This is a genomic window from Haloarchaeobius pelagicus (genome assembly GCF_051207375.1).
GTDB lineage: Archaea > Halobacteriota > Halobacteria > Halobacteriales > Natrialbaceae > Haloarchaeobius.
Window position 1 is genome coordinate 1,026,935 of record NZ_JBPJZD010000002.1, and the last position, 15,388, is coordinate 1,042,322.

Here is a 15,388-nt window from a genome sequence, read left to right on the forward strand (position 1 = left end):
GTTGTACCCAGCGTGGCAGCCGACACCTGGGCATGGCTCAGAGCCGGCTCGTCGGTGTCGCGCGACTGCGCACGAGTTGCTCACCTGCGTGTCGCCTCGCACGCGGCGCACACACGCGCCTGAAAGGGTGTCTTTTTAGGGCCCGATTTCGTACCCTGACTCAACATGTTCAAGGCCATCGTGAGCGCGGAGACGCTCAAGACGACGCTCGATTCCGTGAGCGTCCTGGTGGACGAGTGTAAGATCCACCTGAACGACGACGGGCTGGAGATTCGTGCCGTGGACCCGGCGAACGTCGGGATGGTCGACCTGCGGCTCTCTGCCAGCGCGTTCGAGTCCTACGAGGCGGACGGCGGCATCATCGGCGTCAACCTCTCGCGACTCGAAGACATCGCCGGCATGGCGGACTCGGGCCAGCTGGTCGAACTCGAACTCGACGAGGAGACGCGCAAGCTCCACATCCAGATAGAGGGCCTGGAGTACACGCTCGCGCTCATCGACCCGGACTCCATCCGCAAGGAGCCGGACATCCCGGACCTCGACCTCCCGGCGTCGGTGAAGATCGAGGGCAAGGACATCAACCGCGCCGTCAAGGCCGCGGACATGGTCTCCGACCACATCGCGCTGGGCGTCGATTCGGACGCCGGCCTGTTCTACGTCGACGCGGAGGGCGACACCGACGACGTCCACCTCGAACTCGACGAGACGGACCTCATCGACCTGCAGGCGGGCGAGGCCCACTCCCTGTTCAGTCTGGACTACCTCAAGGACATGGACAAGGCCATCCCGAAGGACGGCGAGGTCACGCTCGAACTCGGCGAGGAGTTCCCGGTCAAGCTCTACTTCGACATCGCCGAGGGCCAGGGAACGGTCCTGTTCGTGCTCGCACCGCGCATCCAGAGCGACTGAGACCGAGATCTCTCACTTCTCTCTCGTTTCCCACGCCGCGTAGCCGAGCGCGGCGGCGACCGGACACACCAGGCTCCCGACCGCGAGCAGCAGCGCTGGCGAGAGCGACCACGTCGGGAGGATGGCGAGGCCGCCGACGATGGCCGCCGCGATCGCTCCAGTGAGCAGCGCGATCTCGGTATCGCCACCGCCGAGGGCAACCCCGGCGACGAAGGCGTGGCCCGCGGCGAGGAGGGTCCCACCCATGGCGAGCAGCACGGACCAGTTGCCGACGAGCGCGAAGTAGGCGAGTATCGGGACGATAGAGACGACGACCGGCCAGCCGTAGCGGCGGAGGTTCGCGACGACGGGGGCGTACCGGTCGGTCGATGACTCGGTCGCAGTCATTGCCTGCAGTTGGGAAGGTGGTGTGAAAAACGTGCCGTGGTCGGGCGGTTCCGCGCGTCAGAGGCTGCGGTCGATGACCGCCTTGGCCTCCCGCGCTGCCTGTTTCCAGCCGTAGCCGGCCTCGAACACGTGTCGCTTCGAGTCGACGAGGTCCTCGGGCGTCTCCTCGGCGAAGCCGCCGCGTCGCCAGGTCCCCGACTCGTCGAGCCACTCCAGCACCTGTTCGCGGGTCTCCTCCCACGTCAGGCCGACCATCTCGTAGTAGGCCACCATGGCGAACACGCTGTTGTCGTGACAGCCGGGCACCGAGCCCTTCTCGTAGATGGTCTTCACGGGTTCGTACTGCGGCTTCGTGAGTCTATCCCGGTACTCGTCGGGGTCCAGCAGTTCGAGGCGGTCACGGCGCTCCTCGACGCGCTGGACGTTGCGCAGGTACCGCAGCGCGCCGTGGTGCAGGCGGTCCCAGTCGGCGAACTCGTCGACGGCGTCGCGGAGCTCGTCTTCGCCGGTGACGCCGCTGGAGAGGACCGAAAGCAGGTCCGCGTAGGCCTTTTCGACGTCGTGCCACTCGACGCCGGCGAACTCGCAGTCCGGGTCGTGGAGGTCGTTCGTGCTCCGACAGTCCGGACAGGGGTACTCGAAGTGACGCGCCACTGGTCGCAAAAGCGGGAGGCGAAACAAAGAGCCTACTGGTTCGTCGATGGGTTTATTTCGAAGAGCGAGGTGACAGCTAGAATAGATGCACGTCCGCTACTTCCGCTACCTCGGTGTCCTCCTCCTGTTGATTCCGACGGTGTACCTGGCCGTCTTCGGGCTCGAACCACTCATGCACCTCGAAACCGGGGTCTGGCTCGGGTTCAGTGTCCTGTCGGGGGTCGCGTTCGTCCTCGCCGGGCTCGACCGTGGGCCGTACTCGACCCGGACGCGACTCGCGGTCGCCTACCTGCTCGCCGGGGTCGGAGCCGGGTCGAATCTGGTGGCTGTCCTCGTCACCGGGGACTGGGGCGGTGCGGACGCCTTCGCGGTCACCATGGGTGTGACGGCGCTCTGTTTCCTGTACTTCGCGTACGCCATCGGGACCGACAACGGGGCCTTCGAGTTCGACTTCGAGGCGTGAGTCTCCCCGGCCGACTGGTCATATCGCCGAAACGTGTCAATCAATGCCCCACGTTACTTATCGTTCCCAGTACTGTTCGGGACGTATGCGCCAACGTGTGTTCCTCCCCCTCGGGAGCATACTGCTTCTGGCATCGCTCTGGCTCACGCTCACGGTCGGGACCGACTGGCACGCCCATCCGGCGGTCGGGGTCCCGGTCGCCCTGCTCGTCGTCACGGCGATCTCGCTCGGCCTCATCGGGGTCGACTCCCTCCAGTACGACCCGGCACAGCTCCTGCTCCTCGCGCTAGTGAGCGCCGGCACGGCCATGGCGTCGAACCCGTTCCTCGCGGTCGCGACACAGACACCCGCCGACGCGTTCGGCCCGGTCGCGGCGCTCCTCGTCGGGGCGCTCGCACTCTACCTGGCGGCGGTCTCGGTCGCCATCGAGCCGAACAGCGTCGTGGTCGGAGCCTGAAGCCTGCCGAACCCGCTCTCTCCTACTCGCGTACGAACCCCACCAACAGCCCCAGCACCGGCAGGAGCAACAGCCCGCCCACGATGAACGGGACCCAGTGGAACGCGAAGGCGTACAGGCCCGCCATCGCCGGCGGTCCCACCGTTCGCCCGAGGCTCCCGGCACCCTGGGTCACCCCGAACGCGCTGCCCTGGGACTCCGCGCTCGCCGACTTCGACACCAGCGCGCCCAGGGCCGCATTGAGCAGTCCGTTCCCGAACGAGAGCAGCGGCAGGACGAGCACGACCGCGAGTGCGCCCGCTGGCAGTGGCCCGAGGGTCGGCAGGAGCGTCCCAAGCGTCGGCGCGAACGGGATGCTCGCGACGCCGAGGGCCAGCGCCGACCCGCCCAGGACCGCCATGCGTTCGTCGCCGAGGCGCTTCGAGACCTTGCCGACGAGGCCGGCCTGCACGATGACGCCGAGCACGCCCACGTAGGTCATAAACAGCGCGGCCTGCTCGGACTCGTAGCCGAAGGTGTCCGCGAGCCACGGGATGAACGCGATGGTGACGCCCGAGAACGCGACCGAGACGAGGAAGAAGGCGAGGACCAGTCCGCGTAAATCCGGGTCGGCCAGCGCGTTGCGGAACTGCCCGACCAGCGTCTGCCGTTCGCCCGCGGTCCGCAACCGGTCGGGTTCGGGCAGGAACGCCAGCGCGACCACGACACCCAGCAGCGACATCCCGGCTGCCGCGAAGCTCGGGATGGAGAACTGGGTCGCCGGCACCGCCGCCGGGAGCACGTCCCGCGCCACGGCCAGCACCGGGTCGCTGGCGAAGAATCCGCCGAGGGCCGGCCCGAAGATGAACCCCAGCGCGAACGATGCGCCGAGGATGCCCAGCGCCTTCGCCCGCTCCGCCGGGGGCGTCACGTCCGCGACGTACGCCTGCGCGGTCGCGATGTTCCCGCCCATCGCCCCGGCGAGCATCCGTGCCAGGAACAACACCCAGAGCGCGCCCGCCAGCCCGAAGATGACCCAGGCGACGACACTGCCGAGGAGGGAGAGGACCAGGACCGGTCGCCGCCCGCGCTGGTCGGACAGCCGCCCGAGCCACGGCGCGGCCAGGAACTGCATGATGGAGTACGAGGCCGCGAGCAGCCCGATGAAGAAGTCCGACACCGCGAACGACCGCACGTAGAACGGCAGGATGGGGATGACGATGCCGAAGCCCACGAGGTCGAGGAAGACCACGAGGACGACCACCGCCATGGCGCGCTTGCGGGGTATCTCCGTGGGGTCCGGGACCGCCTCCTGCGCGTGGGTCGCCGCCATTTGGTTGGGCGTCGCAGGGTGGCAGGTTAGGTGTTGGGTTGCTGTCGGTCGTTCGACGGGGCGGTTCCCACTGCCATCGGCGCGAGCACGCTGCTCGTCGAACCAGACGACAATGACGATTCTCGCGTCCGAGAGACGCACACCACGACCGACTCGAAAAACGAGGTATCACACCGACGAACTCACGACCGCCAGGTCAGACAGGTCGCGGCCCAGGTGTACCCCGTGCCAGCAGCCAGGAACAGCACTGAATCCCCACTCGCTACCAGCCCGCGGTCCAGCCCTTCCGACAGGGCCAGAATCTGGTCGGCGGACTGGACGTGGCCGTAGTCGTCGAGGTAGTAGCTCTCCGAGCCGGGGTCACACCCCAGTTCTTCACACACCAGCTCGTGGAACGACCGCTTCATGTGCGTCAGCGCGACGAAATCAACGTCCTCGATTCCCGAGCGTGCCATCGCCGTCTCGGCGACCTCGTGGAAGTTCGGCAGGCTGACCTCGGCGAGACGTTCCTTCATGCCCTGCTGGTCGGGCACGTCGAGTGTGTGCAGGCCGTGCTGGACCGTCTCGGCGCTGGCGGGGCGGGCCGAGCCACCGGCAGGCATCACCACGTCGCGGGAGAACGAGCCGTCGGTGATTGCGGCGCTCTCGTGGACGCGGGCGCGGACCTGCCCCGGTTCAGCAGCCGACTCCAGCACCATCGCGCTGGCCCCGGAGCCGAAGTTGAACATGAACGACGACCGCTCGTTGTCGTAGTCGATGAGGTCCTCCTCGCGGCTGGCCGTCACGAGCAGGGCGATGTCGACGTGGTCGGCGAGCAGTTGCGCTCTGACCTGCCGGATGGCGATGGGCGCGCCGGCACAGAGCGAGTAGCTCTCGGTTGCGAACGCGTCCGAACAGCCGAGACGCTCGGCGATGTCGGCGGCGGCCGACCAGACGACGTGGTCCTTGTACTCGCTGCCGTGGTACAGCACGAGGTCCACCTCGTCCGGGTCCACCCCGGCATCCGCGAGCGCCTCTCGGCCCGCCTCCACACACATGTCGCTGCAGTGGTCCGCCTCCGCCGGGCAGACGTGCTTCCGGCGCAGGCCCATCTTCTCGGTGACCACGTCCTCGGGAATCCCGCTCCGCTCGGCGATTTCCGCGCCAGAAACGGTCTGGTCGGGAACGTAGGTCCCGAACCCGGTGAGGGCGACTGCCCCTGCGTACTCCTCCCGGCTCACTTCAGGTACCTCTGGAGGTGCGCCGGCAGTCGCTTCGCGACCGTCCCGCCGAGGCGAACCCGGAGCGTCCCGAGCAGGCCGTGCGGGACGTAGAGGACGAACACGACGAACAGCAGGCCGATGTAGAGGCCGGCCCGCCCGTTCAGGAACACCTCGATGCCCTCACCGACGGTGAAGCCGTTCCAGAGCACCGTGTCGAGGGTACCCTGACCGAGGGTCTCGCGGAGGTAGGGTAGCAGGCCACCACCCTCCTTCGAGAGGAACTCGTGCAGCCCCTCGTGGAAGAGGCGACCGAACAGCGGCCCGGCGAGGGTGCCGAACCCGCCGATGATAGAGGCCAGGAGGGCGTCACCCGCCGCGAGGAAGTAGAAGGAGTTCTCGGGCGCGACCGAGCCCTTGAACCCGGCGAGCAGGCCGCCGCCGATGGCCCCGAAGAACCCGGAGATGGCGAACGCGCCCATCTTGACCTTGAAGGTGTCGTAGCCGACGGCGCGGGCGCGCTCCTCGTTCTCGCGGATGGCGACCATCGCGCGGCCGAAGGGCGAGTGCAGGATGCGCTGCATCGCGAAGTAGCACACCACGACCACGAGACCGACCATGTAGTACGACACCTCGGTCGGGCCGAGGGCGATGGTGTGGCTGATGGGTGCCAGGAAGCCCAGTCCGGTGAGCTGGACGAAGTCCATCCCCCAGACGAACTGGTCGCCGAGCAGGCGGCCGATGCGCATGTTCAGCGCGTCGACGTAGGGCACGCCGATGGCGAAGCCCTCCTGGATAGCGGCCGAGACGCCGTCCTGGGGGCTGTCGGAGACGAAGTCCCAGTTCGAGAACAGCACGTAGAGAATCTGGGAGAACCCCAACGTGATCATCGCGAAGTACACCCCGGAGAGCCGGAACGACACCGCCCCGACGAGCAGGGCGAGCAGCGCCGCCAGGATACCGGCCACCACGAGACTCACCATGAACGGTGTCTCCGGTCCCAGAATCGGTATCTTCCCGTTCGCCACGAGGATGACGAAGTACGCGCCGAGGCCGTAGAAGGCCGCGTGGCCGAACGAGAGGTAGCCGGTGTAGCCGCTGATGAAGTCGAACGACATGGCGAACAGGCCGAAGTAGAACACCGTGACCATGGTGTCCACCCGCGGCAGGAACATCGCCATCTCGGCAGCGACCGGCGACTCCAGCAGGAAGGTGTAGACGAACGGGTACAGTCCCAGCAGCACGATGACCGCGAGGTGGACCGACTGCTCGCGGGCGTACTGGAGGAGGTAGTGTTCGTCCGCCTGTTCCGTGGTCTGTGTGGCCGAGCCGGACCGTGTGGACTCCCCTGCCGGGGACTCCGCGGTCGCGTCGCTAATGGCCACCCACCTCCTCGACGCCGTAGAGGCCCTGCGGTTTCACGACCAGCATCACCACCAGGATGAGGAATATCATCAGCTCCGGCAACGCGGAGAAGCTGACGATGTTGCTGGTGAACAGCTCGGTCGTGACCGCGTCGACGAAGCCGACGAGGATGCCCGCGACGACGGTGCCCCGGAAGGTCCCGAGGCCGCCGACGATGACGACGACGAACGCGGGTAACAGCACCTCGGCCCCGAGGCTGATGCTGGCGGCCCACGCCACGTCCCACATCAGCAGCGTCCCGGCGATACCGGTGACGCCGACGCCGATGCCGAAGACGACGGTGAACGCCTGCCGGATGTTGATGCCGAGCGCCTCGGCCATCTCGGTGTCCTCACTGCCGGCGCGGATGTAGAGGCCGTACCGGGTCTTCGTGAGGAACGCCCAGAGACCGGCGACGACGACGGCCCCGAAGACGATCTCGAACAGTTCGAGCCCCTGTACGCGCGCGCCGAGAACGAGGAAGCTGTTCTCCGGCGACAACAGCGCGGGCTTCGTGCCGAGGGCCTCCTGCCAGTCGGTCGACGGCTGGATGTCGTAGAACAGCAGCACCATCCGAAGCACCTCCTCGAGGACCAGGGTCACCCCGAAGGTGAGCAGTATCTGGTACAGCGGCGGCCGGTCGTACAGCGGCCGGATGAGCTTCACCTCGAGCAGGCTCCCGAAGCCGGTCAGGAGCGCGAACACGACGACGACCGCGACGAAGAACATCGCGAGGCGGGCGAGACCGCCGCTGGCTTGCGAGACGAGTGTCACCATCAGCAAGCCGCCGAGGTACGCCCCGATGGTCGTCAGGGAGCCGTGGGCGAAGTTGAGCACGCCCATCAGGCCGAAGATGAGGGTCAGCCCCGCGGCTATCATGATGTAGAGCGACGCCTTCGCCAGCCCGTCGAGCACGATGCCGACGAGCACGCCGAGGTCGAGGAAGTGGAGGACGGCGTCGACGAATGACACCATCGGAACCGCCCCGGTGGCGGTGGTGAGCGGACTCACGTCAGGTACCTCCGTATCTCCTCGTCGTCCGCACTGACGCCGTCGGTGGTATCGGTGTGGACGACCTGGCCGTTGTCCATCAGGTAGAACCGGTCGGCGAGGTCCATCGCCAGCGGGAAGTTCTGCTCGACGAGCAGCAGGGAGGCCTCCTCGGAGACCGCCCGAAGCGCCTGCGCGACGTTCTCGACGATCTGCGGGGCGAGCCCCTCGCTGGGTTCGTCCACGAGCAAGAGGTCGTTCTCACCCACGAGGCCACGGGCGATGGCGACCATCTGCTGCTGGCCGCCCGAGAGGTTCCCGGCCTTCTTCTCGCGGAACTCCACGAGGTCGGGGAACGCCGAGAACGCGGTGTCGAGGTGTGACTCGACGTCCTCACCGTCTTTGACCGCGACGCGGATGTTCTCCTCGACCGAGAGCTGTGAGAACATCCGGCGGTCCTCGGGAATCCAGCCCATGCCGGCGCGGGCGACCTCGTGGGTCGCCGTGCCGGTGACGTCCTCGCCGCGGAGGCGAACCGTCCCCTCGCGGGGCGGCGTGAGCTGGAGCGCGGTCCGGAGCGTCGTCGTCTTGCCGACGCCGTTCCGCCCGACGAGGGCGACCGTCTCACCGGGGTCGACGTGTAACGAGACGCCTTCGAGGATGTGGCTCTCGCCGTAGTAGGTGTGGACGTCGGACAGCTCGAGCAGATGACTCCCCCTGTCGCTCGAACGACTCCCCCCGTCGGTCGTGCTGTCCTGTCCACCCGTGCTGGACTCGCTCATACGGCACCCCCTCCGGTCCCGCCCGTCGCGCCGCTGTTCGAACTCGCGACGTGCTCGGCGTCGGCGTCGTAGCCGCCGAGGTACGCCTCCTGGACCGCCTCGTCCTCGCGGACGGCCTCGGGCTCACCGTCGGCGATGAGGCTGCCGCGATGGAGGACGGCGATGCGGTCGGCGAGGTCCATCACCACGTCCATGTTGTGCTCGACGAGCAGGACGGCGTGGTCGCCGGCCACGTCCCGGATGAGGTCGACGATGTCGCCGACGCTCTCGGAGGAGACGCCGGCGGCTGGTTCGTCCAGCAGGAGCACGTCGGGGTCGCCCGCGAGGGCGATACCGAGTTCGAGCTGGCGCTTCTCGCCGTGGCTGAGGTTCTGTGCGACCGTCTCCGTCTTCCCGCCCAGGCCGACCCGGTCGAGGATGGCCTCGGCCTCGTCGACGAACTCGGGGAACGCGTCGACGTTGCGCCAGAAGCGCACCGTCGCGTCGCTGTGGGCCTGTGCGGCCACGCGGACGTTCTCCAGGACCGTCGCGGTCGGGAAGACGTTCGTTATCTGGTACGAGCGGTGGAGCCCGACCGACGCGGTCTGGTCGGGCCCGTGGTCCGTGATGTCTCGCCAGTCGCCGTCGACGCGGAACTCGACGCGCCCCTCGGTGGGCGAGAGCGCCCCCGTGAGCAGGTTGAAGAACGTCGTCTTGCCGGCCCCGTTCGGGCCGATGAGCGCACAGCACTCGTCGTCCCCGAGCGCGAAGTCCACACCGTCGACTGCCGTCACACCGCCGAACCGTTTCGTCAGGCCGCTCGTCCTGAGCAGCTGTGCGGCCATCGGCCTACAGCGAGCACCCCATCTGGTCCGACCCTTCAGGGATGGTGACCTCGTCCGCGCTGACCCGGGCGACCGGGTCGCCGGGCATGATGGCTGCGCCCCAGTTGGACTTCCACTGGTCGCTGGTCGGCACCGGGTACGCGACCGTCATCTCGGAGCGTGCCTGCCCGTTGTACTCCTGGTAGGTGTAGCCGTCTGCTCCCTTCGGGGTGTCCGCGACGGTCATGCCCCGGAGCGCCTCCCGGATGTCGACGCCCTCGGTCGACCCCGATGTCTGGACGGCCTGATGTATCGAGGAGGCCGCGGTGAACGTCCCGGAGGTGAACAGGTCGGGCACCTTCCCGTACGCGCTGGTGTACATGTCGACGAAGGCGCTGTTGATCTCGTTGTCGTACTGGTTCCAGTGGTAGCGGGTGGTAAACGGCCCGACCTCGGCGTCCATGATCTTCTGTTCGGTCAGCGGCTTCCCGAGGATGTTCTGGAGGACAGACCCCACCACGGAGTTCGTGATCTCGGTGGCGAACCCACCGAAGACCCGCACGTCGTAGTTCGCGGCCGTGGTCATGAAGTTCGGCAGCGTCGCGACGGTGAACCCGCCGACGACGGCGTCTGCCCCCGAATCGACGGCGGCCTGGAACAGCCCGTCGAACTCGGAGTAGCCCTGCGGGACGAAGCGCTCGCCCGTGATGGTGATGCCGTTCGCCTCGAGCACGTTCCGGTAGTTGTTGACGACGGCCTTCCCGAAGGAGTAGTCCGCGCCCATCAGGAACACCTTCTCGATGTCGGTCTCCTTGGCGACGTAGGTCCCGCCGGAGCGGGCGTCCATCGCGGTGTTCTCGTTCGCGCGGAACACCTGGTTCGAGCAGGTGCTCTCGCTCGAGGTGATGTCCGCCGACGCCGCGGGCCCGGCGATGAACGGGATGTCGACCGCCGGGGTCTTCACGACCGTCTCGATGACGCGGGTCGCCGAGGCCGAGGAGGTACAGCCGAAGAGCACGTCGACCTCCTCGTTCTGGACGAAGTCGGTCGCGATGGTCTGGGACTGGTCCGCCGAGAAGCCGGTGTCCTTGAAGTGAAGTTCCCAGGTCACGTCACCGTCTTCGATGGTCCGGGTCCCGGTCTTCACGTCCGTCAGCGGGTCGGTGTCGGTCCGGTAGGCCAGCCCGGAGAGGAAGCCCCAGATGGACTGCATCCCGTAGTACTGGAGGTCGCCGGACATCGGTTGCATGATGCCGACCTTGACCGTCCCCGACGCCGACACGTCGGCCTGCGTCGTGGTCTTGGTCCCACCGCCACCGCCGCCGCCGTCGGTGGGGGTCGACCCGTCTGTCTCCGTTTCCTGTCCACCACTCGTACACCCGGCGAGGCCGCCGACCCCGAGTGCACCCAACGTTCCCAGCATTCGTCTTCGTGAGATGTCCACGCGCGACATGTTAAGGTCTATCGGGGAATATTAGGCAATAATTACAAGGTTAACATATCAACCTCTGCCGAGAACGGGCCGTACTCCGGCGGTCGCCGCTACTCGTCGAGTTCCGAGAGCGCGTCGACCACGCGCTCGACCATCTTCTGTTGACCACGCCGGAGGTTCTTCGACACCGCCGGTTTCGAGACGCCGAACTCGTCGGCGAGGTCGCCGAGCGTGGTCTCCCGGGGGCTCTCGAAGTACCCCTCGCTGGCGGCGGTCTCCAGGGTCTTTCGCTCCACGTCGGAGAGGTCGCGACAGCCGTCGATGAGCGACATGGCGGCACCCGCGTTCCGGACGATATCGTTCATCGAGGGGAGCGTGGTCGACTCCTGCTCGAGGACCTCGAACTCGTTGTGCTTCTCCAGTTCCGAGAGCGTGCCGTTCGCCCGCCCCTCGTCGTCGAACCCGACGTGCCACATCTCGCTGCCATCCTCGATGTAGAACGGGCCGGTGATGTAGCCGTCGTTGCGGCGAATGGTCGCCATCGCGTCGGTCTGTCCCATCACGGTCCGCAGGTGCGCGACGTTCTCCCGCTTGGCGAGCAGGTCGATGTCGTGCATCTGGCCGTGGTCTTGCAAGGCGTGCAGGCCGTTGTCGAGCGCGCCCCTGTCCGCTCCTTCGACGACCATCCGACACTCCAGCTCCTCCGCGACCGGGTTGAACTCCCAGTGAGCGGCCGCGAAGGCGACGTCGTGGTCCGCAGTGGTGTCGATGAACGGGCAGTCGTACTGCTCCATGTCCATCGAGATGTCTATCATGATAGTGTGTGACTAGTACACAGGCAACGGGCCGGGCGTTGATAAGGGTTTCCGTACTGGTATCTCCATTCCGGTTACTGCTTTCGATGGCAAGCCTGCGAGGACTTTTGCCGATACGGTCAGAAGGACAGATATGAGTTCGACAGCGCAGTTCGTCGGCGTCGACGGGAGTCCCGACGGATGGGTGGCGGTGCGGTACAGCGAGGACAGCTTCGAAGACGTCCAGCGATACGACGGGATTCAGGAGCTGTGGGAGGCAAACTCGGCGGCGGAGACGATTCTGGTCGATATCCCGATCGGGCTTGCCGAGGACGCGGCCGCGCGGGAGCCAGAGCAGGAGGCTCGGAACGTCCTCACGGGACGCACCAGCAGCGTGTTCAACGTCCCGATTCGTGGGGTGCTGGATATCGAGGATTACGACGAAGCCAACGAGGAGCAGAAGGACGAGATAGACAAGGGACTCCAGAAGCAGACGTTCAACATCACCCCGCGCATCCGCGAGGTGGACGCGTTGTTGACCGGGGATTCAGAGGCAACACAGGAGACGCTCCGTGAGTCTCACCCCGAAGTGTGCTTCTGGGCGTTCAACGAGAAATCTGCGATGCAGTTCTCGAAGACCGGCCAGCCGGCAGCCGCCTTCTGGGAGCGGGTTGCGGTCCTCGAAACCATCGACGACGATTTCACCGACCACCTCGCCGAAGCCGGAAAGACGATTGCTGCGTGGGAGACCCCCGAACTATCCAACGACGACCTGCTGGACGCCTTCGTGCTCGCGCTGACCGCGAGAGAGGGATTCGACGACTATCAGACGCTGCCAGAGGAACCAGTGGAAGACGACGAGGGTCTCAGCATGGAGATGGTGTACGCCCAGCCCGAGTCAGGGAACTGACTTTTTTCAAACACGGTCACCTACCGCCGGCCATGCACGCGCGAATCAGGTCGATATACGGCGGGTTCCTCCTCGCACTCGCCGCCTCGATGGCCGTTCTCGTCCCCGAAGCGCGGTCGGAGCCACTCACCGCGCTCTACGTCCTCCTGTTCGGCCTCGCCGGTGTGCTGTATCTGGCGAGCAGTCACCCCCCGGCAGGGGTTGACCGATTCCAGTTCCGGGGTGCCGGCGAGGTGAGTCTCGGACTGGCCTTCTTCGTCATGGTGGTCGGTGGTACGTTCGGGCCGGACCCGTGGTGGGCAACTGCTGTTCTCGGCACGCTCGTCGGCGTCTCGATGGTGTGGATAGGCGTCCAGCGCGTCCGCGGCGTCGCCAGTCCCGGGGCGTCGTGGCCGTGGTGACCTACTCCCCGCCGAAGCGTTGCTTCACCGCTTCCCTGTCTATCTTCGACGGTCCAGAGGTCGGCATCTCGTCGACGAAGTCGAGGTGCCGGGGACGCTTGAACCGCGCCAGCTTCCCCGCCAGGAAGTCGGTCAACTCCTCCAGCGTGAGGCTCGCGTCGCCTTCGACGACGGCCTTGCCGACCTGGCCCCACTGCTCGTCGGGGACGGGAATCACGACCACCTCCTCGACCTTCGGGTGCTTCGCGACGACGTCCTCGACCTCGGCAGGGTAGACGTTCTCGCCGCCGGAGACGTACATGTTCTTCTTGCGACCCTCGATGTAGACGTAGCCCTCGTCGTCCCGGCGGGCGAGGTCGCCGGTGCTGACCCAGCCCGAACCGAACGTCTCCGTGGTCTCCTCGGGTGCGTTCCAGTACTCGCGGGCGGCGTGCGGACTCCTGATCTCGAGTTCGCCGATGTCGCCGTCGGGGACCGCCTCGCCCTCGCTATCCACGATGCGGATATCCACGTGCATCGCGGGGACGCCGACGCTGTCGGCCTTCTCGTGAGGCCAGCCGTCGGGCATGGCGAAGTTGTTCGGGCCGCACTCGGTGAGGCCGTAGCCCTGCGAGAGGTCGACGCCGCGGGACCACCACTCCTCCATGACGGTCTCGCGGCAGGGGCCACCGCCCGACTTCGCGAACCGGAGCGTCGAGAGGTCGGCGGTCTCCCAGCCGTCGGCCTGGGTCATCATCCGCAGGACCGCGGGGACCGCCACGAGGACGGTCGCGTCGCGCTCGTCGACGATTCTGAGTACCTCTTCGGGGTCGAACTCGCGGGCGATGACGACCTCTGCACCGAGGTGGAAGAGGGGGACGGTGAGGACGTTCCAGCCGCCGGTGTGGAACATCGGGAACACCATCGGGGTCACGTCCTCGGGGCGCAGTCCCCACGCCGTGATGGTGTTGAACGAGTTCCAGACGATGCTCCCGTGCGTGATGACGGTCTCCTTGGGCGTGCCGGTCGACCCGCCGGTGTGCAGGAACAGGTGCGGGTCGTCCATCGACAGGTCGGCGGTCTCGACCGGTGAGTCGTCGTCGGGACGGGCGTCGACCAGTCCCGGGAACTCCGAGTCGCCCAGCCCCAGTACCGGCCCGTCGTAGTCGCACGCGTCGTGGGCGAGAGCCTCGGTCAGCAGGTCGTCGAAGGGACCGTCCACGACGACGAGGTCGGGCGCGACGTTCGCCAGCAACGCGGCCAGCTCCCGCTTCGCGAGGCGGTGTGAGAGGGGGGCGAGCACGCCGCCGGTCTTCCCCGTCGCGAAGAACAGGTCGACGAGTTCGGGGCGGTTGCGTGAGAGGACGACGACGCGCCCACCTGCGTCACCCGAGCCGGTCTCCGGCCGGCTTTCGACGCCGTACTCGCGGAGCAGTCGGGCGGTCCGGTTCGCGCGCCGGTCCAGCTCGGCGTAGGTGTACGCCTCGCCCGTCGTCGCGTCGCGCAGCCCCACTGCGTCGGGCGACAGGCTGGCGCGGCGCTCGGACCACGCGCCGACCCACTCGGCGGCGGTCGCGCTACGGTGCATCGGCCTCGAGGTGCTCGCGGATGGCCGCCGTCACGGCGTCGGCCGACTCGATGAAGAACAGGTGCGAGCCGTGGTCGTACAGGTCGAGGTCGCTCCCTGGCAGACGCTCGTGCAGCTGTCTCCCGTTCTCGACCGGGAGGACGCGGTCGGCGGTCCCGTGCAGGACCATGGTCGGTATGTCGAGTTCGTCCAGCCATGGCGTGCTGTCGAAGGCGGCGACCGCGCCGGCCTGTGCCAGCCGGGCTTCGGGTGGCGCGTCGGAGGTCAGCCGCCAGTCGATGATCTCCTCGACGAGGTCGTCGTTGTCCTCCCAGAAGTCGTCGGACATCGCGGGCTGCATCTTGTAGCGCAGCGCCTCGCGCTCGTCGTACTCCGGCGGGACGTTGAACATCCGTTCCTGGGTCTCCGGGGGCGTCGGGACCGCCTCCTCACCGCCGTGGGAGGTACACAGCAGGGTGAGGCTCTCGGCGCGATCGTAGTCGTGGGCGTACCGCTGGGCCGTCATTCCGCCCATGCTCGCACCGACGACGTGCGCCGAATCCACCTCTTCGGCGTCCAGCACGGTCTCCAGGTCGCTGGCGAACAGCTCGATGCTGTACCGTGGGTCGTCCCCCTCGGCACTCGGTTCGGGCACGTCCGAGTCGCCCGTTCCGCGGTTGTCGAAGACGATGGTCCGGTACTCGTCGAGCCGCCGTCGCTGGAAGCGCCACATCCAGCGCCCGTACCCGAGCCCCTCGCAGAAGGCGATGACGGGAGCGTCCGTCGGTCCGTCGACCTCGTAGGCGATATGAGTCTCGTCCTCGTCGTTTTTGACGCGTTCCATGCGGGTGGCAACGGCCGAGACGATAGAAAAGACCTCTCTTCACATGTTAACCTCCCACGATGGGGGCCGATCGCACTCGCTCGCCATCTCGACCGCTTCCG

At 67.1% G+C, this 15,388-nt stretch carries 17 protein-coding genes; 5 read left to right on the plus strand and 12 right to left on the minus strand.

Going from position 1 to position 15,388, the window contains the following annotated elements; translation table 11 throughout:
• The first annotated feature begins 165 nt into the window (after positions 1-165).
• Positions 166-909 (plus strand): DNA polymerase sliding clamp, encoded by a 744-nt coding sequence (locus ACSC1S_RS17790; RefSeq protein WP_435365451.1) that lies wholly within the window; start codon positions 166-168, stop codon positions 907-909.
• Positions 910-921: 12 nt separating this feature from the next.
• Here the strand turns inward: ACSC1S_RS17790 and ACSC1S_RS17795 are convergent, their stop codons facing one another.
• Together ACSC1S_RS17795 and ACSC1S_RS17800 are read right to left on the minus strand one after the other, a co-directional pair.
• Positions 922-1,296 (minus strand): hypothetical protein, encoded by a 375-nt coding sequence (locus ACSC1S_RS17795; RefSeq protein WP_435365452.1) that lies wholly within the window; start codon positions 1,294-1,296, stop codon positions 922-924.
• A gap of 57 nt (positions 1,297-1,353) precedes the next feature.
• Positions 1,354-1,950 (minus strand): DUF7474 family protein, encoded by a 597-nt coding sequence (locus ACSC1S_RS17800; protein WP_435365453.1) that lies wholly within the window; start codon positions 1,948-1,950, stop codon positions 1,354-1,356.
• Positions 1,951-2,035: 85 nt separating this feature from the next.
• Between ACSC1S_RS17800 and ACSC1S_RS17805 the strand changes: the two genes are divergently transcribed.
• Together ACSC1S_RS17805 and ACSC1S_RS17810 are read left to right on the plus strand one after the other, a co-directional pair.
• Positions 2,036-2,413 (plus strand): DUF7994 family protein, encoded by a 378-nt coding sequence (locus tag ACSC1S_RS17805; protein WP_435365454.1) that lies wholly within the window; start codon positions 2,036-2,038, stop codon positions 2,411-2,413.
• A gap of 85 nt (positions 2,414-2,498) precedes the next feature.
• Positions 2,499-2,870, plus strand: coding sequence for a hypothetical protein (locus tag ACSC1S_RS17810; protein ID WP_435365455.1), 372 nt, complete (start codon positions 2,499-2,501; stop codon positions 2,868-2,870).
• Positions 2,871-2,892: 22 nt separating this feature from the next.
• Here the strand turns inward: ACSC1S_RS17810 and ACSC1S_RS17815 are convergent, their stop codons facing one another.
• The 8 genes from ACSC1S_RS17815 to ACSC1S_RS17850 form a co-directional block, all read right to left on the minus strand.
• A complete protein-coding gene (locus tag ACSC1S_RS17815) occupies positions 2,893-4,182 on the minus strand; it encodes an MFS transporter (protein WP_435365456.1) in 1,290 nt (429 codons plus the stop codon).
• 182 nt (positions 4,183-4,364) lie between these two features.
• Positions 4,365-5,402 carry a 3-oxoacyl-ACP synthase gene (locus ACSC1S_RS17820; RefSeq protein ID WP_435365457.1) on the minus strand — a complete coding sequence of 346 codons (1,038 nt, stop codon included), beginning with the start codon at positions 5,400-5,402 and terminating at the stop codon, positions 4,365-4,367.
• A complete protein-coding gene (locus ACSC1S_RS17825; RefSeq protein WP_435365534.1) occupies positions 5,399-6,556 on the minus strand; it encodes a branched-chain amino acid ABC transporter permease in 1,158 nt (385 codons plus the stop codon). Before ACSC1S_RS17825 ends, ACSC1S_RS17820 begins: the two co-directional genes overlap by 4 nt.
• Before the next feature lie 199 nt (positions 6,557-6,755).
• Positions 6,756-7,760 (minus strand): branched-chain amino acid ABC transporter permease, encoded by a 1,005-nt coding sequence (locus ACSC1S_RS17830; RefSeq protein ID WP_435365535.1) that lies wholly within the window; start codon positions 7,758-7,760, stop codon positions 6,756-6,758.
• Positions 7,761-7,792: 32 nt separating this feature from the next.
• Positions 7,793-8,557 carry an ABC transporter ATP-binding protein gene (locus ACSC1S_RS17835; protein ID WP_435365458.1) on the minus strand — a complete coding sequence of 255 codons (765 nt, stop codon included), beginning with the start codon at positions 8,555-8,557 and terminating at the stop codon, positions 7,793-7,795.
• Positions 8,554-9,381 (minus strand): ABC transporter ATP-binding protein, encoded by an 828-nt coding sequence (locus ACSC1S_RS17840; RefSeq protein WP_435365459.1) that lies wholly within the window; start codon positions 9,379-9,381, stop codon positions 8,554-8,556. The genes ACSC1S_RS17835 and ACSC1S_RS17840 overlap by 4 nt, the downstream gene beginning before the upstream one ends.
• 4 nt (positions 9,382-9,385) lie before the next feature.
• Entirely contained in the window at positions 9,386-10,783 is a 1,398-nt protein-coding gene (locus ACSC1S_RS17845; RefSeq protein WP_435365460.1) for an ABC transporter substrate-binding protein, read from the minus strand.
• Positions 10,784-10,902: 119 nt separating this feature from the next.
• Complete coding sequence (locus tag ACSC1S_RS17850) at positions 10,903-11,607, minus strand: helix-turn-helix domain-containing protein (protein WP_435365461.1); 705 nt, start codon at positions 11,605-11,607, stop codon at positions 10,903-10,905.
• Positions 11,608-11,740: 133 nt separating this feature from the next.
• Between ACSC1S_RS17850 and ACSC1S_RS17855 the strand changes: the two genes are divergently transcribed.
• Both ACSC1S_RS17855 and ACSC1S_RS17860 read left to right on the plus strand, forming a co-directional pair.
• A complete protein-coding gene (locus ACSC1S_RS17855) occupies positions 11,741-12,496 on the plus strand; it encodes a DUF429 domain-containing protein (protein WP_435365462.1) in 756 nt (251 codons plus the stop codon).
• 32 nt (positions 12,497-12,528) lie between these two features.
• Positions 12,529-12,897, plus strand: a complete 369-nt coding sequence (locus tag ACSC1S_RS17860; protein ID WP_435365463.1) for a DUF7994 family protein — start codon at positions 12,529-12,531, stop codon at positions 12,895-12,897.
• A gap of 1 nt (position 12,898) precedes the next feature.
• Here the strand turns inward: ACSC1S_RS17860 and ACSC1S_RS17865 are convergent, their stop codons facing one another.
• A complete protein-coding gene (locus ACSC1S_RS17865) occupies positions 12,899-14,464 on the minus strand; it encodes an AMP-binding protein (RefSeq protein ID WP_435365464.1) in 1,566 nt (521 codons plus the stop codon).
• On the minus strand, positions 14,454-15,287 hold the full coding sequence (locus ACSC1S_RS17870; RefSeq protein WP_435365465.1) for an alpha/beta fold hydrolase: 834 nt from the start codon (positions 15,285-15,287) through the stop codon (positions 14,454-14,456). The genes ACSC1S_RS17865 and ACSC1S_RS17870 overlap by 11 nt, the downstream gene beginning before the upstream one ends.
• Between the last annotated feature and the right edge of the window lie 101 nt (positions 15,288-15,388).

Excerpts from the sequence above, each read along its gene's own strand:
- ACSC1S_RS17790 (WP_435365451.1), top strand. The coding sequence starts at position 166 with ATGTTCAAGGCCATCGTGAGCGCGGAGACGCTCAAGACGACGCTCGAT.
- ACSC1S_RS17795 (WP_435365452.1), bottom strand. The coding sequence starts at position 1,296 with ATGACTGCGACCGAGTCATCGACCGACCGGTACGCCCCCGTCGTCGCG.
- ACSC1S_RS17805 (WP_435365454.1), top strand. The coding sequence starts at position 2,036 with ATGCACGTCCGCTACTTCCGCTACCTCGGTGTCCTCCTCCTGTTGATT.
- ACSC1S_RS17810 (WP_435365455.1), top strand. The coding sequence starts at position 2,499 with ATGCGCCAACGTGTGTTCCTCCCCCTCGGGAGCATACTGCTTCTGGCA.
- ACSC1S_RS17815 (WP_435365456.1), bottom strand. The coding sequence starts at position 4,182 with ATGGCGGCGACCCACGCGCAGGAGGCGGTCCCGGACCCCACGGAGATA.
- ACSC1S_RS17825 (WP_435365534.1), bottom strand. The coding sequence starts at position 6,556 with ATGTTCCTGCCGCGGGTGGACACCATGGTCACGGTGTTCTACTTCGGC.
- ACSC1S_RS17830 (WP_435365535.1), bottom strand. The coding sequence starts at position 7,760 with ATGGTGTCATTCGTCGACGCCGTCCTCCACTTCCTCGACCTCGGCGTG.
- ACSC1S_RS17835 (WP_435365458.1), bottom strand. The coding sequence starts at position 8,557 with ATGAGCGAGTCCAGCACGGGTGGACAGGACAGCACGACCGACGGGGGG.
- ACSC1S_RS17840 (WP_435365459.1), bottom strand. The coding sequence starts at position 9,381 with ATGGCCGCACAGCTGCTCAGGACGAGCGGCCTGACGAAACGGTTCGGC.
- ACSC1S_RS17845 (WP_435365460.1), bottom strand. The coding sequence starts at position 10,783 with ATGCTGGGAACGTTGGGTGCACTCGGGGTCGGCGGCCTCGCCGGGTGT.
- ACSC1S_RS17850 (WP_435365461.1), bottom strand. The coding sequence starts at position 11,607 with ATGATAGACATCTCGATGGACATGGAGCAGTACGACTGCCCGTTCATC.
- ACSC1S_RS17855 (WP_435365462.1), top strand. The coding sequence starts at position 11,741 with ATGAGTTCGACAGCGCAGTTCGTCGGCGTCGACGGGAGTCCCGACGGA.
- ACSC1S_RS17860 (WP_435365463.1), top strand. The coding sequence starts at position 12,529 with ATGCACGCGCGAATCAGGTCGATATACGGCGGGTTCCTCCTCGCACTC.
- ACSC1S_RS17865 (WP_435365464.1), bottom strand. The coding sequence starts at position 14,464 with ATGCACCGTAGCGCGACCGCCGCCGAGTGGGTCGGCGCGTGGTCCGAG.
- ACSC1S_RS17870 (WP_435365465.1), bottom strand. The coding sequence starts at position 15,287 with ATGGAACGCGTCAAAAACGACGAGGACGAGACTCATATCGCCTACGAG.